At 56.4% G+C, this 21,095-nt stretch carries 18 protein-coding genes; 4 read left to right on the top strand and 14 right to left on the bottom strand.

The features are described 5' to 3' along the window. The first annotated feature begins 251 nt into the window (after nt 1-251). Both D777_RS08555 and D777_RS08565 read left to right on the top strand, forming a co-directional pair. A complete protein-coding gene (locus D777_RS08555) occupies nt 252-2,051 on the top strand; it encodes an acyl-CoA dehydrogenase C-terminal domain-containing protein (RefSeq protein ID WP_036131262.1) in 1,800 nt (599 codons plus the stop codon). Nucleotides 2,052-2,258: 207 nt separating this feature from the next. Continuing rightward, nucleotides 2,259-4,049 carry an acyl-CoA dehydrogenase C-terminal domain-containing protein gene (locus D777_RS08565; protein WP_036130629.1) on the top strand — a complete coding sequence of 597 codons (1,791 nt, stop codon included), beginning with the start codon at nt 2,259-2,261 and terminating at the stop codon, nt 4,047-4,049. Between the two features lie 69 nt (nt 4,050-4,118). Here D777_RS08565 and D777_RS08570 read toward each other — a convergent pair whose 3' ends face one another. From D777_RS08570 to leuS, 5 genes are all read right to left on the bottom strand, one after another. Beyond that, nucleotides 4,119-4,754 carry an endonuclease gene (locus tag D777_RS08570; RefSeq protein WP_036130634.1) on the bottom strand — a complete coding sequence of 212 codons (636 nt, stop codon included), beginning with the start codon at nt 4,752-4,754 and terminating at the stop codon, nt 4,119-4,121. A 185-nt stretch (nt 4,755-4,939) separates the two neighbouring features. Beyond that, nucleotides 4,940-5,203, bottom strand: coding sequence for a hypothetical protein (locus tag D777_RS08575; RefSeq protein ID WP_036130637.1), 264 nt, complete (start codon nt 5,201-5,203; stop codon nt 4,940-4,942). 99 nt (nt 5,204-5,302) lie between these two features. After that, nucleotides 5,303-6,307, bottom strand: a complete 1,005-nt coding sequence (gene holA, locus D777_RS08580; RefSeq protein ID WP_036130649.1) for a DNA polymerase III subunit delta — start codon at nt 6,305-6,307, stop codon at nt 5,303-5,305. After that, nucleotides 6,304-6,870, bottom strand: coding sequence for an LPS-assembly lipoprotein LptE (locus D777_RS08585; RefSeq protein WP_036130652.1), 567 nt, complete (start codon nt 6,868-6,870; stop codon nt 6,304-6,306). Before D777_RS08585 ends, holA begins: the two co-directional genes overlap by 4 nt. A gap of 1 nt (nt 6,871) precedes the next feature. Then, entirely contained in the window at nt 6,872-9,457 is a 2,586-nt protein-coding gene (leuS, locus tag D777_RS08590) for a leucine--tRNA ligase (RefSeq protein ID WP_036131266.1), read from the bottom strand. Between the two features lie 186 nt (nt 9,458-9,643). On the opposite strand from leuS, the gene D777_RS08595 reads away from it, so the two are divergent. Then, nucleotides 9,644-10,192 carry a zinc ribbon-containing protein gene (locus D777_RS08595; RefSeq protein WP_036130659.1) on the top strand — a complete coding sequence of 183 codons (549 nt, stop codon included), beginning with the start codon at nt 9,644-9,646 and terminating at the stop codon, nt 10,190-10,192. On the opposite strand, the gene lnt is transcribed toward D777_RS08595, so the two are convergent. The 5 genes from lnt to miaB are packed head-to-tail and all read right to left on the bottom strand — an operon-like array spanning nt 10,161 to nt 15,383. Then, entirely contained in the window at nt 10,161-11,723 is a 1,563-nt protein-coding gene (gene lnt, locus D777_RS08600; RefSeq protein ID WP_036130661.1) for an apolipoprotein N-acyltransferase, read from the bottom strand. The genes D777_RS08595 and lnt overlap by 32 nt on opposite strands. Beyond that, nucleotides 11,713-12,558, bottom strand: a complete 846-nt coding sequence (locus tag D777_RS08605) for an HlyC/CorC family transporter (RefSeq protein WP_036130663.1) — start codon at nt 12,556-12,558, stop codon at nt 11,713-11,715. Before D777_RS08605 ends, lnt begins: the two co-directional genes overlap by 11 nt. Further along, a complete protein-coding gene (gene ybeY, locus D777_RS08610; RefSeq protein WP_036130664.1) occupies nt 12,555-13,028 on the bottom strand; it encodes an rRNA maturation RNase YbeY in 474 nt (157 codons plus the stop codon). Before ybeY ends, D777_RS08605 begins: the two co-directional genes overlap by 4 nt. After that, entirely contained in the window at nt 13,025-14,011 is a 987-nt protein-coding gene (locus D777_RS08615; protein ID WP_036130666.1) for a PhoH family protein, read from the bottom strand. Before D777_RS08615 ends, ybeY begins: the two co-directional genes overlap by 4 nt. Before the next feature lie 25 nt (nt 14,012-14,036). Then, nucleotides 14,037-15,383, bottom strand: coding sequence for a tRNA (N6-isopentenyl adenosine(37)-C2)-methylthiotransferase MiaB (gene miaB, locus D777_RS08620; protein WP_036130668.1), 1,347 nt, complete (start codon nt 15,381-15,383; stop codon nt 14,037-14,039). A gap of 180 nt (nt 15,384-15,563) precedes the next feature. Here miaB and trmH point away from each other — a divergent pair, with 180 nt between their 5' ends. Continuing rightward, on the top strand, nt 15,564-16,295 hold the full coding sequence (gene trmH / locus D777_RS08625; RefSeq protein WP_036130670.1) for a tRNA (guanosine(18)-2'-O)-methyltransferase TrmH: 732 nt from the start codon (nt 15,564-15,566) through the stop codon (nt 16,293-16,295). Nucleotides 16,296-16,458: 163 nt separating this feature from the next. Here trmH and D777_RS08630 read toward each other — a convergent pair whose 3' ends face one another. The 4 genes from D777_RS08630 to D777_RS08645 all read right to left on the bottom strand — a co-directional run bounded on the left by D777_RS08630 (nt 16,459) and on the right by D777_RS08645 (nt 21,047). Beyond that, nucleotides 16,459-17,475, bottom strand: a complete 1,017-nt coding sequence (locus D777_RS08630) for a nucleoid-associated protein (RefSeq protein WP_036130673.1) — start codon at nt 17,473-17,475, stop codon at nt 16,459-16,461. Between the two features lie 428 nt (nt 17,476-17,903). Beyond that, nucleotides 17,904-19,562, bottom strand: coding sequence for a sulfate adenylyltransferase subunit CysN (gene cysN / locus D777_RS08635; RefSeq protein WP_036130676.1), 1,659 nt, complete (start codon nt 19,560-19,562; stop codon nt 17,904-17,906). A 1-nt stretch (nt 19,563) separates the two neighbouring features. Then, nucleotides 19,564-20,472: a sulfate adenylyltransferase subunit CysD gene (cysD, locus tag D777_RS08640; protein WP_036130679.1), complete on the bottom strand. Its 909-nt coding sequence runs from the start codon at nt 20,470-20,472 to the stop codon at nt 19,564-19,566. A gap of 167 nt (nt 20,473-20,639) precedes the next feature. After that, on the bottom strand, nt 20,640-21,047 hold the full coding sequence (locus D777_RS08645; RefSeq protein WP_036131269.1) for a PilZ domain-containing protein: 408 nt from the start codon (nt 21,045-21,047) through the stop codon (nt 20,640-20,642). Between the last annotated feature and the right edge of the window lie 48 nt (nt 21,048-21,095).

A 21,095-nucleotide genomic window follows, 5' to 3' on the forward strand; every position in this document is an offset into this window, starting at 1 on the left:
CCCTTCAGAACGTTATTTCGGTTGATGTCCAAGTCCTTGTATTTCAGTGTCCAGAGCTGTTGTGTGGGGGCTTTGGCGGTGCCGGGGAGCACAAATTTTTCATCCGGCTATTGACAATTCTGTGCCAGTAAACGTATGTTTCAAACAAGTGTTTAATTAAGGCTGTGGCGCAGTGCGCTCCAGTGACTGAGCAAACCAAGGCCAAGCTGGCAATTCCGTATCAGCTGAGACCGATTTTAGAGGTGGATTCCATGCCTGAGTACAAAGCCCCCCTGCGTGATATCAAATTCGTAATGAACGAGCTGCTGAACAGTGAGCAGCACTACAGCAGCCTGGAAGGTGCGGAAGACGCAACTCCAGATATGGTGGAAGCCATTATCGGTGAAGGCGCCAAGTTCTGTGAGCAGGTGCTGTCTCCGCTGAATCAGGTTGGTGACCAGGAGGGTTGTACCTGGAGTGAAGACGGCGTTACAACGCCCAAGGGTTTCAAGGAAGCATACCAGCAGTACGTTGAGGGCGGCTGGCCGTCCATGACGGCTGACGTTAACTACGGTGGTCAGGGTCTGCCGCACTCCATCGGTCTTGTTATCAGCGAAATGGTCGGTACTGCCAACTGGTCCTGGGGTATGTACCCTGGCCTGAGCCACGGCGCAACCAACACCGTTGAAGCCCACGGCACCGAAGAGCAGAAGGAAACTTACCTGACCAAGCTGGTCAGCGGTGAGTGGACCGGCACCATGTGTCTGACCGAGCCGCACTGCGGTTCTGATCTGGGGACGCTGCGCACCAAAGCTGAGCCGAATGCCGATGGCAGCTACAGCATCACTGGTACCAAGATCTTCATCTCCGCTGGTGAGCACGACATGGCCGATAACATCGTCCACATCGTTCTGGCTCGCCTGCCAGGTGCTCCGGAAGGTACCAAGGGTATTTCCCTGTTTATTGTTCCCAAAAACCTGCCGAACGAAGACGGTTCAGCTGGTGAGCGCAACGCCGTGTCCTGTGGTTCCCTGGAGCACAAGATGGGTATCCACGGTAACGCGACCTGTGTCATGAACTTTGATGGCGCCAAAGGCTGGTTGATCGGGCCAGAGAACAAGGGCCTGAACTGCATGTTCACCTTCATGAACACTGCTCGTATCGGTACTGCTATCCAGGGTCTGGGTTCTGCAGAACTGGGCTTCCAGGGTTCCCTGGCCTACGCCAAAGAGCGTCTGGCAATGCGCTCCCTGAGCGGTCCGAAGAATCCGGAAGGAATTGCGGATCCGATCATCGTTCACCCGGACGTTCGTCGCATGCTGTTGACCCAGAAAGCCATCGCTGAAGGCGCCCGTGCCCTGATTTACATGGCTGGCCAGCAGGTTGACGTGGTTCACGGTGGCAAAACCGAAGAAGAGCGTAAGGCCGCCGATGCGCTGCTCGGGTTCCTGACGCCGATTGCCAAAGCGTTCCTGACCGAAGTCGGTTATGAGTCTGCAAACCTTGGTATGCAGGTATTTGGTGGTCACGGTTACATTGCTGAGTGGGGCATGGAGCAGAACGTTCGTGATTCCCGTATTTCCATGATCTACGAGGGCACCACCGGTATTCAGGCGCTCGACCTTCTTGGTCGTAAGGTTCTGATGACCCAGGGTGAGGCTCTGAAGGTCTTCACCAAGCAGGTTCACGTGTTCTGCAAGGAAAATGCGGATAACGAGCAGCTCAAGGAGTTTGTTGAGCCGCTGGCCGCCATCAACAAGGAGTGGGGCGATCTGACCATGAAGGTTGGTATGACCGCCATGAAGAACCGTGAGGAAGTGGGTGCAGCTTCTGTCGACTACCTGATGTACTCCGGTTACGCCGTATTTGCATACCTGTGGGCCCGTATGGCCAAGGTTGCTCTGGACAAGATGGCTGATGGTACCTCCGAGGAGTTGTTCTACAACGCCAAGGTTCAAACGGCGCGCTTCTACTTCAAGCGCCTGCTGCCGCGTACCCGTACCCACGCTGAAACCATGCTGGCCGGTGCGGACACTCTGCTGGATATGCCGGAAGAAGCTTTCGCCCTGTAAGGCGCTGGCTCTGAAGGAAATTCATGCAGAAAGAAAGCCCGCGCTCCAAGGAGGCGGGCTTTTTTCATGAGTTGAGGTCCGCTTTTGAGGTAGAATACGCGCCCATAAAAAAAATATTCAGCGGACACATAGCCCGATCAGGTGCGCCGGCCAATATAGGCCCTTTGCCACCTGCACAGACTGACTGGATTTTTTGGAGAGTTATAGATGGCTGATTATCAGGCACCCCTGCGTGACATGCGATTTGTTCTTAATGAAGTGTTCGATGCGCCTGCACTCTGGGCCTCACTTCCCAAAGTAGCAGAAAACGTCGACCCCGAGACGGCCGACGCCATTCTTGAGGAAGCCGGCAAGATTGCGGGTGGCGTTCTTGCTCCGCTCAATCGAGAAGCGGACGAGCAGGGTAGCAAGTGGAATGATGGCGAGGTCACTGCGCCAGAGGGCTTCAAGGAAGCCTACCAAACTATCGTGGAAGGTGGTTGGAACGGCTTGGGGGGTAACCCCGAGTTTGGTGGCATGGGTATGCCGAAAACCCTGGTTGCTCAGTTTGAGGAAATGATTCAGGGGGCCAACATGGCTTTCGGTCTGGCCCCCATGCTGACTGCTGGCGCATGCCTGGCGATCAATGCCCACGCGAGCCAGGAGCTGAAGGAAAAGTACCTGCCGAACATGTACTCTGGCGTATGGTCCGGTGCAATGGATCTTACCGAGCCGCATGCTGGTACGGATCTGGGCATCATCCGCACCAAGGCGGAGCCGAATGATGATGGGTCTTTCAACGTCACCGGAACCAAGATCTTCATCACCTGGGGTGAGCACGATATGGCGGAGAACATTATCCACCTCGTGCTGGCCAAGCTGCCGGATGCACCGAAGGGACCGAAAGGCATTTCCCTGTTCCTGGTGCCGAAGTTCCTGGTCAATGATGACGGCTCCCTGGGTGAGCGCAACAGCTTCAGCTGTGGCTCCATCGAGAAGAAAATGGGCATCAAGGGTTCTGCCACCTGTGTCATGAACTTCGACGGAGCCAAAGGCTGGCTTGTTGGCGAAGAGAATAAGGGCCTGGCTGCGATGTTCACCATGATGAACTATGAGCGTCTGGGGGTGGGCATCCAAGGTATCGGTGCCGCTGAGGCGTCTCTGCAAAGTGCCCGCGAGTACGCTTTGGAGCGCATTCAGAGCCGCGCGCCGACTGGTGCACAGGAGCCTGAAAAAGCAGCTGATCCGATCATTGTGCATCCGGACGTGCGCCGTATGCTGATGACGATGAAGAGCTATGTGGAAGGTGGGCGTGCGTTCTCAACCTACGTGGCCCAGTGGCTGGATATCTCCAAGTACGCGGAAGATGAAGAGCGCCGCAAGCATGCAGAGGGGATGGTTGCTCTGCTGACGCCTGTTGCCAAGGCATTTCTGACGGATCGTGGCCTGGATGCCTGTGTCATTGGTCAGCAAGTCTTTGGTGGCCACGGTTTCATCCGTGAGTGGGGCCAGGAGCAGCTGGTTCGTGACTGCCGTATTACGCAGATTTATGAGGGCGCCAATGGTATTCAGGCACTCGACCTGATGGGCCGCAAAGTTGTCGCCAGCAAGGGCAAGCTCTATGAGCTGTTTGCTCAGGACGTTGCAAACTTCCTGGAGGAGAACAGCGGCAATGAGCAGTTGCGCCCCTACCTGGAGCAGCTTGCTGCTGCGGTAGAGCGCCTTGATGACGTGACGGAGCATGTGCTCAAGGCGTCTGCCGAGAACCCGAACGAAATCGGTGCCGCCTCTGTGGACTACACCGACATGTTTGGTCTAACAGCTCTCGCCTATATGTGGGCCAAGATCGTGAAGGCGGCGTCTGCCAAGGCAGAAGGCGATACCTCCGGTTTCTACACTGGCAAGCTCAAGACCGCTCGCTTCTACTTTGACCGCCTGCTGCCGAAGACCGTGTCTCTGGCAGAGGGCATTCGTAGCGGAAGTGATTCAATGATGGCTCCGACTGCCGACGAAATCTGATCCGGATTTCTGGCACAAAAAAGCAGGCCCTCGGGCCTGCTTTTTTATTGCCTGACTGGTCGCCCTTGCTCAGAGGCGTTCCAGTCGTTCAGCGTCTGTCACGAACGGGTTTTCGTTGCCTTGTATTTCGGCGATGCGGCGGTGTCGCGTGAGTTCCGTGTCATCCGGTGGGTCCAGGCGATTCCATCCCTTAAAGACGGGCTTGGCTCCCAACCAGGGGAGTCCGTAAGTGTCAACCATGTAGGCGACAGTCCGAGCCACGTCGCCCTTGACTCTCTTCGGTGGTTCGAAGAAGCCGGCGCTTTCCCGCATGCCGCATTCGTCTGTGCTCACTGACTCGCCAAGATCTTCGTAGCGAACGTTTCTGCGCGCCATTTCTGTTCGGGTTCGAACCGGCACCATGTTATGAAGATCAGAAGCGATCTGCCGATAGCGGTTGTCCTGCTCACATTCCCGGGAGGTGCCGCAGTCGAGAGCGGTTCTGACGTCGGCCAGAGGATAGACATAGCCATCTGTCAGCACGAATCCCTTACTGGAAAACTTGGTGTTGCAGAAGAAAGAGTGACCGCCTTGGGCATACAGATTACCCCAGAACTGGTCTTTGATGACGGTATCAGGGTCACTGAAGCGGGTGTTCTGGCCAATCACCAGGCCGGCTGCGCATAGCAGCAACAGGGCAGAGGATAGTTGAAGGATATTTTTCATGCGCCTTTTATACCTCGCAGCGTATGAGTGCGCCTTGGCCAATCGGGCCCATAGGGGCGAGCCTGACTAGAGCGGTCAAGGAAATGACGCTTCGTTCACTTATACTGTGAAGTATGGCACAGAGGCTCTTGTTGCAAGAGCCTCTCGGCAATAAATTTGTGCCTTTGTGTTAACCAATTAACACTTTACTTGAGTTTGTTGCGGATGTTTTCGTATCCGGATTTCAGATCCTCTCCGAGCTTGTGGGCGGTCTGCCGGGCTTCCTGAGAAGCATTTTCTGCGTCGTGCAGGACCTGATCCAGCTTGGTCCGGAACCGGTCCCAGTCCTGCTCGAGATCATCCCACTCATCTTTCACGTCTTCCTGTGCCAGGTGAAGCTGAACACGAGCTTCGTCCCGGTACTGTTTGATTTTCTCAGACAGCTTCTTGAGATCTTCTTGAAGATTCATTCCAGGCTCCTCCTTGGAGTGACGGTGAACTTACAATGCGCCGGAACGCGCATACCGTCAAGAGAGAGGAGGGGTAAGCCGAAGCGGTTTTGATCCAGGTCAGGATCGGCTGGCGAGAAGCGTCGAGAGGTCCCGCAGGTAATGCCAGGGTGAGCGGTCGCCGAAGCCTTTGGCAGCTCTGTCGATCGTTCCGCAAAGCTCCAGCGCTGAGTGAAGCTGGGGGCGATTGAGCCGGCGATTGGCCTGCTCGATTGCCCTCGCTCTTTGTGGTTGGAACACACCACGTTTCTTCAGGAATGCGGATGGACTGTCACCACCGGAAGAAGCCTTGAGCTCGAGTATGAGGTTGAGATCCCGGCTCAGCACGGTCAGCAATCCCAGTGGATTCTCTCCTTCCTGCTGGAGTACGCCGATGATTTTGCTGGCATGGCTGGCTCTGCCCGCCAGGAGTTCTGTGACCAACTCGAAACCATTGAACCGGGAACTGTCCTGAACGGCCTGCTCAATCGTTTCTTCGTCAATGGTACCGCCATTGGTCAGGAGAGACAGTCGATCCAGTTCCTGGCTGGCGGCAAGAAGATTGCCCTCAAGTCGCTCGGCAAGCATCGACAGCGCGCCGCGGGTCAGTTGCAAGCCATGGTTTGACGCGCGTTGTTGCAACCAACCCTGGAATTTGTCGGCATCAATTGGCCAGACCGGAACATGCACGCCTTTGCTTTGCAGATCCTTGTACCATTTACGTCGGGTCTCTGCTGCGTCCAGCCTCGTGCTGATCAGCAACAGGATGATGTCATCTGGCGGGTTCTGGAGAACGCGTTCCAGCGTGGTTCTGCCGTTACCTAGCTTGCCGTTGGGCAGGTGGATTTCGATGCGCCGCTTTTCTGCAAACAAAGACATGGCGCCGAATTCGTCTGCGACAGAGTTCCAGTCAAGATTGTTGTCGGCGTGGAATGTGAGCCGATCATGAAAGTCGGCGTCTCGTGCGGCCTTTCGAATCTGATCGCAACACTCCTGAACCAGAAGCGGTTCGTCGCCGGACACCAGGTACACCGGTGCCAGCCCCTTTTTTAACAGCTGTGGTAATTGCGCCGGCTGCGTTTTCATGGGGAGTTGGTACTGGTTCCTGACGTGGCGTGTTCTTTCCGGATCGCGCTTATACGCGCTTCTGAAAGCGGAGCCAGGCGGAAAATGATCTGTTGGGCCAGGCGGTCGCCCAGTTGCTGTCGGAGCGTATCTTCCTCGCGCTGCTTGGCAAGCACGTTGGCCTCATCGTACCGATAGCTCTCGCTCGTACTGAGGCGGGTCTTGCCGACGACCGGGATGTTGTCCGCGCTGATAACTTCCAGATCGACGGACTGCCGCAACGTATATTCGGCTGCAGCCGCCTGACTGCTGATCGCGGAGGCCCGGCGATCCTGCTCGAATCCGGACAATTTGAGGCTGTAATTGGCCGTATGAGCGTCACCAAGTCTGACGCCCCCGAGCTTCAGTTGTTCCCGTACAGCTTGGCACAGGGTGTCGGGAACCTGGGAGGCGCAGTCCAGGCTCAGAGGCTGTAGCGCATCTGAAACGGGAGGAGCGCCACGCAGCTGAAAGCCACAACCTGCCTGTAAGGTCACCAGGAAGGCAACCGCCAGAGAATAGGTTGTTGCTCTCAATCCTGGCATATCAGTTCGCCACCACGTTCACCAGTTTGCCGGGAACGACGATCACCTTGCGTACCGTTGCATCCTCGATGAAGCGCTTCACGTTCTCGTTTTCCAGGGCCAGTTTCTCAAGGTCGTCCTTGGAGATGTCGGCGGGAACGTTTTCTTTGCCGCGGACTTTGCCATTGACCTGCAATACTACCTGGATTTCGCTGCGGACCATGGCTTTCTCGTCTGCGACCGGCCAGTTGGCGTCCACCACCGGTTCTTCGTGTCCCAGAGCCTGCCAGAGCGTGTGGCTGATATGAGGCACGATCGGAGAAAGCACCAGGACGGCCGTGTTCAGGGCTTCCTGGCGGACGGCGCGGGACTGCGGTTCGTCACCAGAAAGCTTGCCGACGTCATTCAACAGTTCCATGACCGCTGCGATGGACGTGTTGAATGTCAGACGGCGACTGATATCGTCACTGACCTTGGCGATGGTCTCATGAGTCTTGCGACGCAGGTCTTTCTGGGCATCGTTCAATTCGGCCACGTTCAGTGTGGGGGCCGGCCCCTGGGCTGTATGCTCGTTGACCATCCTCCACAGGCGCTTGAGGAAGCGATGGGCACCCTCAACGCCGCTGTCAGACCACTCCAGGGACTGCTCGGGGGGAGCTGCGAACATCATGAACAAGCGCACGGTGTCAGCGCCATACTCGTCAATGATGGCCTGCGGGTCGATGCCGTTGTTCTTGGACTTGGACATCTTGGTGACGCCACCGATTTCGACCGGTTGACCATCGGATTTCAGTGCGGCGCTGATGACCTGACCCTTGCTGTCTTTTTCGGTCGTGACGTCGGCTGGATTGAACCAGGTCTTGCCGCCGTTTTCCTCTTCGCGGTAATAGGTCTCGGCCAGAACCATGCCTTGGCACAGCAGCCGGTTAAAAGGCTCAGAACTGTTGACCAGACCAACGTCCCGCAACAGCTTGTGGAAGAAGCGGGCGTAGAGCAGATGCAGGATGGCGTGCTCAATGCCGCCGATGTACTGATCCACAGGCAGCCAGTAATTTGCGGCCGCCGGATCCAGCATACCCTTATCATAGTTGGGGCTGCAGAAACGGGCGTAATACCAGGACGATTCCATAAAGGTGTCGAAGGTATCGGTTTCCAGGGTCGCCGCCTGCCCGCTGTATTCGCTCTTGCACCACTCTGGGTCGGCCTTGATTGGGGACTGGACGCCGTCCATTTCCACGTCTTCCGGCAGGCGCACCGGCAGCTGGTCATCCGGTACCGGCATTTCGGTGCCATCTTCCAGCGTCATCATCGGAATCGGGGCGCCCCAGTAGCGCTGACGGGAAACGCCCCAGTCACGCAGGCGATAATTGACGGTGCGTTTGCCAATGCCGGATTGCTCCAGGTGATCAGCGATTTCCTCAAAGGCATCTTCGCTGCTCAGGCCGGAATACTTTCCGGAAGAGACCAGTACGCCTTTTTCGGTGAATGCTGCTTCCTGGACGTCGATATCACGGCTGTCGTTCGGAGAGATAACCTGCTTGATGGGCAGCCGATACTTGCGCGCAAACTCGTGGTCACGCTCATCATGGCCGGGAACGGCCATCAGGGCGCCGGTGCCGTAATCGGTCAGCACGAAGTTGGCGATCCAGACCGGAATTTCTTCGTGTGTCAGAGGATTGATTGCCTTGAACCCGGTGTCGATGCCTTTCTTTTCCATGGTGGCCAGTTCAGCTTCGGCCACCTTGCTGTTGCGGCATTCGTCAACAAACTCGGCCACATCGAGGTGACGCTCAGCCGCGGCTTTCGCCAGCGGATGTTCAGCCGCGACAGCCATATAGCTGACACCCATCAGGGTGTCCGGACGGGTGGTGTAGACAGTAAGGCCATCATCGCTGTCCTTGAGCGGGAACGTCAGCTCGGTACCCACCGATTTGCCGATCCAGTTGCGCTGCATGGTCTTGACCTGATCAGGCCAGTCCTCAAGGTCATCCAGATCATTCAGCAGCTCGTCCGCGTAATCGGTGATACGGATGAACCACTGGGGAATCTTTTTCTGTTCAACCAGTGCGCCCGAACGCCAGCCTCGACCATCAACAACCTGCTCATTGGCCAGAACGGTCTGATCTACCGGGTCCCAGTTGACGGTGGACATCTTCTTGTACACCAGACCCTTTTCATACAGGCGGGCAAAGAACCATTGCTCCCAGCGGTAATAATCCGGATCACAGGTCGCCAGCTCACGGCTCCAGTCATAACCGAAGCCCAGCTGTTTGAGCTGCTTCTTCATGTAATCGATGTTGGAGCGGGTCCATTTGGCGGGCGCCGTCTTGTTGGCAATGGCGGCATTCTCGGCAGGTAGCCCGAACGCATCCCAGCCCATGGGCTGCATGACATTCTTGCCCTGCATCCGCTGGTAGCGGGAGATTACGTCGCCGATGGTGTAGTTGCGGACGTGGCCCATATGCAGCTTGCCACTGGGGTAGGGGAACATGGACAGGCAATAGTATTTGGGCTTGCCCGGTTCTTCCTTTACCTTGAAGGTGTCATTTTCTTCCCAGAAACTGCGGGCCTTCTGTTCTACGCTGCCTGGATTGTATTGCTCGTCCATTCCTGCCATTACCAAAGTTACCCTGTATCAAAATGATGTTCGGAGCGGCCGGACATTCTAACGCACAGAAGGCTTAACAGGTAGTCTGCCAATCTGCGATTCCTGTGCCATGATTAGAGTTATGGGGGCGGTCGCTGGCGGGCAAGGCCTTGCCGCCACCTCCCCGAACATCATAGAGGAGTCGTTATGACAGAACCCGAACGTAATCATCTGTCCGGCAAGGCGCTGGAAGTTTACAACCGTATGCTGGAAAAAGTGCAGGCAGGTCTGAAGGCTGCCCCTGAGGCGACACTCAAAACGCTGGAGGATGAGATCGTCCAGGCGGTGGAGTTCGAGTATGAGCTGGAGGAGATGACCCGGGAGGAAGCTGATCTTCTCGGAGCCTATGTTCAGCGGGACATGGAGCATCTACTGCACTTTGTCGATGAAACCGGAGAAGGCCTGGCAGAGTGGTTGCAGCTGGACATTTCGCTGCTTGAGCACCAGTTGGCGGATCAGTTGTTGTCCGTTGCGGATAGAACTCTGGTCGACAATCTGGAGCTACGCCAGAAGCTGGCGAATGAAGATGCCGGCCATTACATCTCCGGAGAAGTGGCAACCGCCGGCATGTTCCGGTGCCTGAACTGCAGTCATATGCTTTGCCTCACCGCCACCAGCCACCTGGAACCCTGTGAGGCATGCGGTTCCCACTATTATGAGCGGGTTACGAGCCGGTGGCCGAGGAAGGAGGAATAGTCCGTTCCCTCACGAACACAATGAGGATCAGGGCCAGGGTCAGCACAGGCCAGGATCCGGTTTCCATATAGGGCGTGTTACCTGACGCGGTAAAGACGTTTCCAGTCATGGTGGCACGCTTGAAGTGCGGGATGGTTTCCGTGATTTGACCGCGGTTGTCGATGATGGCGGTGACGCCGTTGTTGGTTCCGCGCAACATGTAACGCCCGGTTTCCAGGGCGCGCATGCGGGCGATCTGGAGGTGCTGAAGCGGGCCGATGGAATCCCCGAACCAGCCATCGTTGCTGATGGTCAGCAGCAGGTCCGTTCCCCGGCTATTGAATGCCACGAAATCAGGGTAGGCCACTTCATAGCAGATAAACGGCATGACCTTCAGGCCGTTGGCGATCAATGGTCCCTGGTTTTCAGGACCGCGGGTAAAATCGCTCATGGGCAGATCGAAGAAGCCAATCAGGCCCCTCAAAATGCCTTGGAGCGGAACATACTCTCCGAAAGGCACCAGCCGTTGCTTGTGGTAGATCCCCTCGCCGTTACCAATAGCCATGATGCTGTTATGGAATGTGAAGTCCTCAATCCGGTCACTGAAGCCGTACCAGGGAATACCGGTGATCAAGGTGCTGTTGTCGCCAAGTTCCTCACTGATGTGCTCGATAATCTTGCCGGCCTGATCGTGTGGGATGGGGATGGCCGTCTCCGGCCAGAGGATCAGATCGGTTTCCCAATAGGCTTCGGTCATGCCGAGATAGGCGACGATCTGATCTTTCAGGAATTCCGGGTCCCACTTGATCAGTTGCGGGATGTTGCCCTGCATGGCGGCAACCGTTGTGGGCTCATCGCTCAGTTCGGTCCAGTCCAGACGGCTCATCGCCGGAGCTGAGAGCCAGGGAATCAGGGCAATCAGCAGGGTCATTATCGCGGCCACGTGCCTGAGATGGCGAATCATCCACCAGGCGGCATAGAGCGCCACGCCGGTGGCGGTAATCCAGAAGGTTATCCCATGGACGCCGACCAGCGGCGCCAGCCCGGCAAGCGGTCCGTCGGTATGTGCTGTGCCGAGATACAGCCAGGGAAAGCCGGTCAATAGCCAGCCACGGAGCCAGTCTCCGAGAATCCAGATGGCGGGGAACAGAATCAGCCTGCGAACGGCACTGTGCTTTGCCAGCTTTCCCCAGAACCAGAAGGCGATCCCGTGAAAAAGGGCAAGGCCGGCAACAAAGCCGATAGTCAGGAGGACGGAGACCGGGACAGAGGTGTTACCGAACTCGCTGATGCTGATATAGACCCAGCTGGCCCCACTGCCGAACAGGCCTAGCCCGGTGAGCCAGCCAGCTCTGAACAGCTTCTCCGCGGCCAGGGGCACGGTAACGAGCAGGATCAGAACCACCGAGACCGGTGCCAGCCACCATAAGTAAAATGGTGAAAAGGTCAGGGTCTGCAAGGCACCCGCTATTAGGAGCGCTGTCACGCTCAGCCAGCGGTGGTTGGACAGGGGAGTGCTCAGACCCTGACGATGGTCGGTGTTATTGCTCACTTCGGGTTACCTGCAGCAGACGAATGACACGGTTATCGGCGTTGGCAATAGTAAAGCGCAAACCACCGAATGCAACCGTCTCCCCCCGTCTGGGCAGGTGGCCGAATTCCTTGAGTACCAGACCACCGATGGTGTCGAACTCTTCCTCATCAAGGTCGGTCTGGAAAAACTCATTGAAGTCATCAACCGAGGTAGCCGCTTTGACCGCGTAGCTGCCGTCATCGCGAGCCTTGATCTGGGTTTCTTCGTCGATGTCGTGTTCGTCTTCGATCTCCCCAACGATCTGCTCAAGCACGTCTTCGATGGTAATCAGGCCCGCCGTGCCGCCATATTCGTCAACCACGATGGCCATGTGGTTACGGTTGGCCTTGAACTCCTTGAGAAGCTGGTTCAGGCGCTTGCTCTCGGGAACAAACGTGGGCGGACGCAATACTTCCCGGATATTCGACCAGTTGAGGTCGTTGTTCAGGGCAAGTGGTAGCAGATCTTTTGCGAGCAGTACGCCAATGACGTCGTCCTGACTGTCGCCAATGACCGGAAAACGGCTGTGGGCAGAGGAGATGATCTCACCGAGAAACTCTTTCGGTTCCTGGGACGCCTTTACGGTGACCATCTGTGAGCGGGGGATCATGATTTCATCAGCGCGCATGTCGATGACCTGCATGGCGCCTTCGATAATGCTCATGGCATCGGTATCAATGATGCTCTGGGATTCGGCATCCCTCAGGATTTCCAGTACGTCCTCGACGGACTCAGGCCCACTGGAAAAGGCCTGTGATATGCGTTCCAGCCAGGACTTGTTGCCCTGACTGCGACTCGACTGATCGTCGCTCATGAGTCTGTTTCCGTTTCCTCTGCGTCGTAAGGATTATTGAATCCAAGTTGGCTCAACAGCCGGATTTCGAGGGCTTCCATGACCTCGGCATCGTTATCTTCAATGTGGTCGTAGCCCTGCAGGTGCAGCATGCCGTGGATCACCATGTGTGCCCAGTGAGCTTCACTGGTTTTGTGCTGCTCGTGGGCCTCTTTTTCAACAACTGGCGCGCAAATGATGAGATCTCCGGCCAATGGAACCGTTATACCGGCTGGCGCCTCAAATGGGAAGGACAAAACATTGGTCGGTTTGTCCTTGCCGCGATACTCGTGATTAAGAGCCTGGCTCTCCAGGGCGCCCACAATCCGGATCGTCACTTCCGAATCCTGTTCGCCCTGCCATGCCGCCTGAGCCCAGGTCTGGAAGAGTTTGCGCTCGGGGACGCCCGATCCCTCATAGACATTCTGAAGATCCACCGTGAGTTCGCTCACCGTTTGGCTCCACTCCCATCGTCAAAGGAATCGTAGGCCTCAACAATACGTTGGACCAGAGGGTGGCGTACCACATCTTTGGCTTCAAAGCGGGTAAAGCCAATGCCTGCCACTTTGCTCAATACGCCTGCAGCGTGAATCAAGCCGGAATCCTGGCCGCGAGGCAGGTCGACCTGGGTGGTGTCGCCGGTGATGACCGCGGTTGAGCCAAAGCCGATCCGTGTCAGGAACATCTTCATCTGTTCCCGGGTGGTGTTTTGGCTCTCATCGAGGATGATGAACGAGTTGTTGAGCGTGCGGCCACGCATAAAGGCCAGCGGTGCAATTTCGATCACGCTTTTCTCGATCAGCCGGGTCACCTGGTCAAAGCCAAGCATCTCGTAAAGTGCGTCGTACAAGGGGCGGAGATACGGGTCTACTTTCTGCGCCAGATCACCAGGCAGGAAGCCCAGCTTTTCGCCGGCTTCAACGGCTGGCCGAACCAGAAGAATCCGTTTGACCTGTTCGTCCTTCAGCGCCTCAACGGCGCAGGCAACCGCCAGCCAGGTCTTGCCTGTGCCGGCAGGGCCGATGCCGAAATTGATGTCGTGGGTTCGGATGTTGTGCACGTACTTTTGCTGGTTCCGGCCCCGGGGCTTGGCGGTCAGTTTCGGTGTCTTGATGACCGTTACTGAGCCTTCGTCATAGGGGACATCGTCCGGCAGGCGTTCCAGGCCCGTTTCACGGATGTACAGGTGCACGGTGTCCGGGGAAATATCGTGGGTGGCTTCGGTTTCCCGGTAAAGGTGTCGAACGACCTCTACTGCGGCCGCGACGTTCTCAGTGGCACCTTCCACACGGAAGTGGTGTCCGCGCCGCCCGACTTTAACCTCAAGACGTTTCTCAATCATCTTGAGGTTTTCATCGAACTGGCCGCAAAGCGTGGCCAGCCGACGCTGGTCGACCGGGTGCAGGTCAAATTGTCTGCTGTCGTTTGTGTTCAATCTTGCTCCGTTGTGAAAGGCGGATTCAAAGTAGATCTGAGTTAATGGGTAACCCGCGCAGGGAATTGGGGAATGCTTCAACGATTTCGACGTCGATAAAGTGCCCAATCACGTCCGGATTATCATGCCGGAAGTTTACAATTCGGTTGTTCTCCGTGCGCCCTGCATATTCACCAGGATCTTTCTTGGACAAACCGGTCACCAGAATCCGCTGGGTGGTTCCCACCATTTTCCGGCTGATATCCATGGCCTGCTGGTTGATGCGCTGCTGCAGAATACTCAAACGCTGTTTTTTGACATCCATTGGCGTGTCGTCCGGCAGGTCCGAAGCCGGTGTCCCCGGTCGGGCGCTGTAGACAAAGCTGAAGGATACGTCGAAGCCGATGTCGTTGATCAGCTTCATGGTGTCCTCAAAGTCCTTCTCGGTTTCGCCCGGGAAGCCGATGATGAAGTCAGAGGAGAAACTGATGTCCGGGCGGATTTTTCGCAGGCGGCGGAGTTTGGATTTGTACTCCAGTGCCGTGTGACCCCGCTTCATGGCAGCGAGAATGCGGTCTGATCCACTCTGGACCGGTAGGTGCAGGTGGCTGACCAGTTCCGGCACTTTTTCGTATACGTCGACCATCGCATCGGAGAATTCGACCGGGTGTGAGGTGGTGTAACGGATCCGGTCGATGCCGTCGATGGTGGCGATCATTTCGATCAGCTCGGCCAGGTCCATGGTATCCCCGTCGTGGGTTTCACCACGGTAGGCGTTCACGTTCTGACCCAGCAGATTTACTTCCCGAACGCCCTGTTCCGCGAGGTGCGCGACTTCAGCGATGACGTCGTCCACCGGGCGGCTGACTTCTTCGCCGCGGGTGTACGGAACAACACAGAAGGTGCAGTACTTGCTGCAGCCTTCCATGATGGAAACAAATGCTGAAGGACCATCTGCGCCGGGTTCGGGCAGGTTGTCGAATTTTTCAATCTCCGGGAAGCTGACGTCAACCACGCCCACGCCGTTACCCTTTGCACGAACCTCGGTAATCATGTCTGGTAATCGGTGCAGGGTTTGCGGACCGAAGACCATGTCGACGTAGGGTGCGCGGTCGATAATTGCCTGGCCTTCCTGGGAAGCCACGCAGCCGCCGACACCGATAATGAGATCCGGCTTGCTGTTCTTCAGGGACTTCCAGCGGCCAAGCTGGTGAAATACCTTTTCCTGCGCTTTTTCGCGAATGGAGCAGGTGTTTAGCAGCAGTATGTCGGCATCGTCCGGAGTGTCGGTCATTTCAACCGTCTCGCCGGTTTTGAGCAGGTCTGCCATGCGGGCAGAGTCGTACTCATTCATCTGGCAGCCGTGGGTTTTGATGTACAGCTTCTTGGCCATGGGTCTCACGTTATCTGATGTATGGTGCGCCGGGGTTGCATCTGGTTTTCTGCGGGCGCTGGCAAAAAGGAACTGCGTATTATAACGGGGTGATTATTCTGCAACCACCTTTGTCTCGGCTTGTTGCTAGTTATCGTGTGGTATTATTCGCTGACTTCAATAAATAACCATCAATCAATCATGACCCCCGAACGCCTGGCCCGAATCAAACACATCCTGGATACCCGCCAACCAGACCTGCGAGTCCTGACGGATCAGGTTCATAAACCCCGTAACCTGTCGGCTATCATTCGCTCCTGCGATGCTTTTGGTCTGGCCAACATGCACGTAGTCTGGCCGAAAGAGGGCTTTCGGGCGTTCCGGAAAACGGCGGGCGGGAGCTATAACTGGGTAACGACCCACACCCACCCGACCATGGTCGACGCGGTGTCTGATCTCAAAGCCCAGGGGCACAAACTGTACGCCGCGCAGCTTTCAGATAGGGCCGTTGATTACCGTGATGTCGATTACACCGTGCCCTGTACCGTCATCATGGGAAACGAAGTGGACGGTGTTAGTGCTGGCGCCGCGGATGAGGCCGATGAGCATATCGTGATTCCCATGATGGGCATGGTTGAATCCCTGAACGTCTCAGCCGCCTGCGCCATTATCCTCTCCGAAGCCCAGCGCCAGCGGAAACTGGCCGGTATGTTCGAGAATCAGCGGTTACCGCAGGACGAATACGATCGGCTCTTTTTCAGCTGGTGTCAGCCCACGGTCAAACGCTACTGCGATGATCGCAACCTGCCTTACCCACCCATTGACCACGAAACCGGGGATCTCGTCGATGGCGTAGGTTGGATGCGAGAGGTGAGGGTGCAGAGGGCGAATCGTCCCAGGTGGGATGATGAGGTAGAAGTCCCGACGGTATAAGGCATTGAGGGACCATAACTCTCAATGTTTGTTCGGCTTGGTGGTGGGAGTCCTTTTCTGCCGGAAAAAGATGTCTGAGCAAGGCGAGTTGTTTTTCCAGAAGAAAAGGACTCCCACCACCGAGCCAGCCCGCAATCCAGGAGGCTGCTAGCAAGGAGGCTGGTTACTCCTCACGAGCCTCCAGATATCGCTGCAACTGCTCCCGCAACGCCTTGGGCAACCGCGTAATCGTCAGCGCATCCTTGTCGCGGTCATAGTAAACCGCCTGATTCACCAGATCCGACGAAAACGACACACTCATTCCACCACCAGACCCCGCAATCCGGACCAGCTTCTTCACCTTGCGGTGATCCGGATGCAGCACGCCGCTTTCCGGCAGCTCGGCTGTCTGCGAGGCAAATTCCTTGAACCTCTGCGGCTCGTTTTCATCAAGGTAGCCGGACAGGGCTTCAATCTCTACCGGCTCACCCAGCGAATGCTGCTCCTTACAGAATTCATAAGCCCGGCTGCGAACCTCGCCTGCCTTCTCGGGCTCGGATGTTTTGGCAAACGCTTCCACGGCATCAAGAAATGTCATGGTTTCTTTTTCAACGTCAACCTGGTTAGTGAAACCTGAGAGGCGGATAAACAGTTCACCGGGCTCGCCGGTACCGCGGCCGTGAACCAACGTCAGGTAGTTTTCTCCGGTGTTGTCGCTATTCCAGTCGTCCAGCTCAATACGAACAGCCAGATTCAGTCGTGACAGGCTCAGCACGTCGATGGCATCCAGAGATTCATTGCCGTCAAAGCGCATGGCACTGTCGGTTTCCAGAATAAACAGGTAGACCACTTCAGCATCAGCCAGTGCATCGTGAACGATCATCAGGTGGCCGTCGAATTCTTCCTGGCAACCGGTCAGTAACTCTTGCCACTGCCCGAACAGACGATCGGTCATCGCACCGAAGCTCTGTTTATCTTCCAGATAATCCTTCAGCCAACTGCTGAAAGGGCACTCCCCAAGGTCCTCCGAGAAGCGACCGTACTTCTTGCCCGGCTTGCTGTTGAACAGCCGCTTCATCTGCTTGTGCAGGCCCTCGTAATCGCCACCGGGCTCCTGCAGGGCTTCGCCGGCAACAAGGCGGGCCGGTTGTCCCGGTTGGTACTGGCTGGCAAAGGCGGTGCGCAGGTGTTTGATGGCCATTTAGTGCGGCTCCTGTTGGTGTTTTCGGTTTGGCTTAGAGGTGCGGGATTTTGACATGAATTGGTGTTCGGTTCATGTATTGCCTGGAAGCCCGGTGGAGGGCCGCGGGGTAGGTAGGTCTTTTTCTTACGAAAAAAATAACTCGCTGCGCTCAGACATCTTTTTTTCTAGAGAAAAAACCTACCTACCCCACGGCCACGGAAGTCGGCATGACCTGCAAAGTGAGTGAATTTAATACTCTGTAGATACAAGCCGTTGATAAGCCAACAAAGAGGTCAGCAGGCGGTGGGGTGGGGGTATTTATTTCTGCCGGAAAAAAATGTCTGAGCGAAGCGAGTTGTTTTTCCAAAGAAAAAAATACCCCCACCCCGGCGCCATACACCAAAGGTGGAGGTATCTCCGCTTTTACCCGAAGGTAATGCCCGGAATCAGATCCGCTGAGAACGAACCAGATCCTGGACCAGCTGATTCACCGCAGAGGGAATGTCCTCTTCGCTATCAGCCGAAGCTGTCGCGGTCGCGATATCGGAACCAAGGTTCACGGCAACGGCGACCAGGCCATGGGCAGTCAGCAGCTGTGACACGCGGCGGCGCTCGTCGGCGTCTCCGGTGTTTTCCTCGGATACCACAACGGCGGTCTTGCCCTGATCGAACAGCGCTCGTTCGACCGCCAGGGCCAGCGCCGGCGCCTGCTTGCCGTTGCAGGCAATGATGGCGGGCTTCTGGGCCAGGCGACGTTCGCGTTCTTCGGCGGTGACCGGATCCAGCGATTCGTTGCCGTCGGCAAGTCCTGCGATCATGCCGGCGCCGATGGTGACGTTGGTCAGACGGTCGATCACGATGAAGCTACCGGTGGCGTGATTGCGCTGATAGGCGTCAAACGCGATGGGCTGGTTCAGTGTCAGCTCGCACAGACCGATCTCGTTCAGTTGCAGGCTGCTTGGATTAGCCTGCTGCTCCAGGGTGTTGACGTCGGTCTGGTGGTGGATAGCCTTGACGGTACCTGAGGTGAACGTCGGCCCAAGCTTGATGTCGTAAAGACGACCGGTTTCCAGCGGTGCATCGGTCATCCAGACAATGTTGGCATTGAAGCGGTTCGCCACTTCCGGCTCGTCTTCGACCTTCACCAGCATGTCGCCACGGCTGACGTCGATCTCGTCGTTCAGCGTCAGCGTCACGGCCTGGTCGATGTAGGCTTCTTCCAGTTTGCCGTCGAAGGTGACGACCTCTTTCACGGAACTGGTGCGCCGTGAGGGCAGGGCCATGACCTTGTCGCCCGGGCGGATAACGCCGGACGCGATGGTGCCGCAGAAGCCGCGGAAGTTGAGGTCCGGGCGGGTGACGTACTGCACCGGGAAGCGGAAATGCTCCAGGTTCTTGTCCCGGGAAACTTCAACCGTTTCCAGGATTTCCATCAGCGGCTGGCCGGTAAACCACGGAGTGTTCTCGCTGCGGTTCACGACGTTGTCGCCTTCCAATGCGGACAGCGGTACAAAACGGATGTCTTTCAGGCCGAGCTTGGCAGCAAACGCCAGGTACTCGTCCTTGATTTCGTTGAAGCGCTCTTCGCTGAAGTCCACCAGGTCCATCTTGTTTATCGCAACCACAATGTGTCGGATACCCAGGAGGGACGCGATATACGAATGGCGGCGGGTTTGGGTCAGTACGCCGTGGCGGGCATCGATCATCAGGATCGCCAGCTGCGCCGTAGAAGCGCCGGTCGCCATGTTACGGGTGTACTGCTCATGGCCCGGGGTATCCGCAATGATGAACTTGCGCTTGTCGGTGGAGAAGTAGCGATAGGCAACATCAATGGTGATGCCTTGCTCACGCTCCGCCTGCAGACCGTCAACCAGCAGTGCCAGGTCCAGCTTTTCGCCGGTGGTACCCATCTTGGCACTGTCGGTTTTCAGGCTGGCCATGTGATCTTCGTAAATCATTTTGGTGTCATGCAGCAGGCGGCCGATCAGGGTGCTCTTGCCGTCATCGACGCTACCGCAGGTCAGCAGGCGCAGCAGTTCTTTGTTTTCATGCTGTTTCAGGTAGGCCTGAATATCTTCAGCGATCAGATCAGACTGGTGTGACATCTTAGAAATACCCTTCCCGCTTTTTCTGTTCCATGGACCCGGCTGAGTCGTGGTCGATCACTCGGCCCTGGCGCTCTGAGCTGGTCGCCAGGAGCATCTCCTGGATAATCTCGGGCAGGGTATTGGCTTCGGATTCGATGGCTCCGGTCAGCGGGTAGCATCCCAGGGTTCGGAAACGAACCGATTTCATCATCGGCTCCTCGCCTTCCTTCAGTGGCATGCGGTCGTCGTCGACCATGATCAGCGTGCCATCGCGCTCCACAACGGGCCGCTCGGCCGCGTAGTACAGAGGAACGATATCGATGTTCTCAAGGTAGATGTACTGCCAGATATCCAGCTCGGTCCAGTTCGACAGGGGGAACACGCGAATGCTCTCGCCCTTGTTGATCTTGCCGTTGTAGATGTTCCACAGCTCGGGGCGCTGGTTCTTGGGGTCCCAACGGTGGTGTTCGTCGCGGAACGAATAGACCCGCTCCTTGGCACGGGACTTTTCTTCATCACGGCGAGCGCCGCCGAAGGCTGCGTCAAACTTGTACTTGTCCAGTGCCTGCTTGAGCGACTGGGTTTTCATGACGTCGGTGTGCTTAGCACTGCCGTGGGTAAACGGGCCGATACCCTGCTTCACGCCTTCCTCGTTGATGTGGACGATAAGATCAAGGCCGTACCGTTTGACCTGCTTGTCCCGGAATTCAATCATATCCCTGAATTTCCACGTGGTGTCCACGTGCATCAGGGGGAAGGGAGGTTTGCCTGGATAAAAAGCTTTGAGTGCAAGGTGCAGCATGACGGCTGAATCCTTGCCAACGGAGTAGAGCATGACCGGGTTGTCGAACTCGGCTGCCACTTCCCGGATGATGTGGATGCTTTCCGCTTCCAGCTGCTTCAGGTGAGTGAGGTTGTATGAGGTCATGATGATCCAACTGCCGCCGTGCGGACATTGATGACTATGAAAATGATGAGACAACTATACCAGAGGCGAGGAGGGAATAAGAAGGTGGTCAAGTATAGTTTGGGGTTATAATAATATAGCACCAAAACCGAACCGTTCAGCCCGGTTTTGTCTTGTGTCAGATAGGCTCAGGCGGGATTTCGGGCGTCGGACAGAAGTTTGCCAACGTAGCGATCGACGTAGTCGAACCCATTCCCTTCAAATTCCGCAAACTGGATGCCAACCTGAAACTCGTCCCGGGCAATCCGGCGCATGTGTACGATGTTTCCATCTGCAATGACAGAGACGGGTTGCGTGGGAATGACTGGAACGGAAAAACGCGTCTTGACAGAGATCCAGCTGCCGGGCGCTGGAGCCCGCTGGTCGGGAATCAATTCCTTGATCGTTTCCTGATCGCAGGACACCATCACTCCGGTGCGGGACATGTTGGAAACCGAGCAGGTGAGGCAGCAACCGTCCGGCTTCTCGATCGTGATCTTTGTGGCTACGTCAACGCGCTGCTGGTTGCGCAGGTTCGGTTTCGCAACGGGTTTCATGTTTACTCTTCTGGCCTTGTTTGTTTGGAATACAGCTGCCTTTCCCAT

Source organism: Marinobacter nitratireducens (assembly GCF_000708045.1).
In the GTDB taxonomy this organism is placed as follows: domain Bacteria; phylum Pseudomonadota; class Gammaproteobacteria; order Pseudomonadales; family Oleiphilaceae; genus Marinobacter; species Marinobacter nitratireducens.

Excerpts from the sequence above, each read along its gene's own strand:
- D777_RS08555 (WP_036131262.1), top strand. The coding sequence starts at position 252 with ATGCCTGAGTACAAAGCCCCCCTGCGTGATATCAAATTCGTAATGAAC.
- D777_RS08565 (WP_036130629.1), top strand. The coding sequence starts at position 2,259 with ATGGCTGATTATCAGGCACCCCTGCGTGACATGCGATTTGTTCTTAAT.
- D777_RS08570 (WP_036130634.1), bottom strand. The coding sequence starts at position 4,754 with ATGAAAAATATCCTTCAACTATCCTCTGCCCTGTTGCTGCTATGCGCA.
- D777_RS08575 (WP_036130637.1), bottom strand. The coding sequence starts at position 5,203 with ATGAATCTTCAAGAAGATCTCAAGAAGCTGTCTGAGAAAATCAAACAG.
- holA (WP_036130649.1), bottom strand. The coding sequence starts at position 6,307 with ATGAAAACGCAGCCGGCGCAATTACCACAGCTGTTAAAAAAGGGGCTG.
- D777_RS08585 (WP_036130652.1), bottom strand. The coding sequence starts at position 6,870 with ATGCCAGGATTGAGAGCAACAACCTATTCTCTGGCGGTTGCCTTCCTG.
- leuS (WP_036131266.1), bottom strand. The coding sequence starts at position 9,457 with ATGGACGAGCAATACAATCCAGGCAGCGTAGAACAGAAGGCCCGCAGT.
- D777_RS08595 (WP_036130659.1), top strand. The coding sequence starts at position 9,644 with ATGACAGAACCCGAACGTAATCATCTGTCCGGCAAGGCGCTGGAAGTT.
- D777_RS08605 (WP_036130663.1), bottom strand. The coding sequence starts at position 12,558 with ATGAGCGACGATCAGTCGAGTCGCAGTCAGGGCAACAAGTCCTGGCTG.
- miaB (WP_036130668.1), bottom strand. The coding sequence starts at position 15,383 with ATGGCCAAGAAGCTGTACATCAAAACCCACGGCTGCCAGATGAATGAG.
- trmH (WP_036130670.1), top strand. The coding sequence starts at position 15,564 with ATGACCCCCGAACGCCTGGCCCGAATCAAACACATCCTGGATACCCGC.
- D777_RS08630 (WP_036130673.1), bottom strand. The coding sequence starts at position 17,475 with ATGGCCATCAAACACCTGCGCACCGCCTTTGCCAGCCAGTACCAACCG.
- cysN (WP_036130676.1), bottom strand. The coding sequence starts at position 19,562 with ATGTCACACCAGTCTGATCTGATCGCTGAAGATATTCAGGCCTACCTG.
- cysD (WP_036130679.1), bottom strand. The coding sequence starts at position 20,472 with ATGACCTCATACAACCTCACTCACCTGAAGCAGCTGGAAGCGGAAAGC.
- D777_RS08645 (WP_036131269.1), bottom strand. The coding sequence starts at position 21,047 with ATGAAACCCGTTGCGAAACCGAACCTGCGCAACCAGCAGCGCGTTGAC.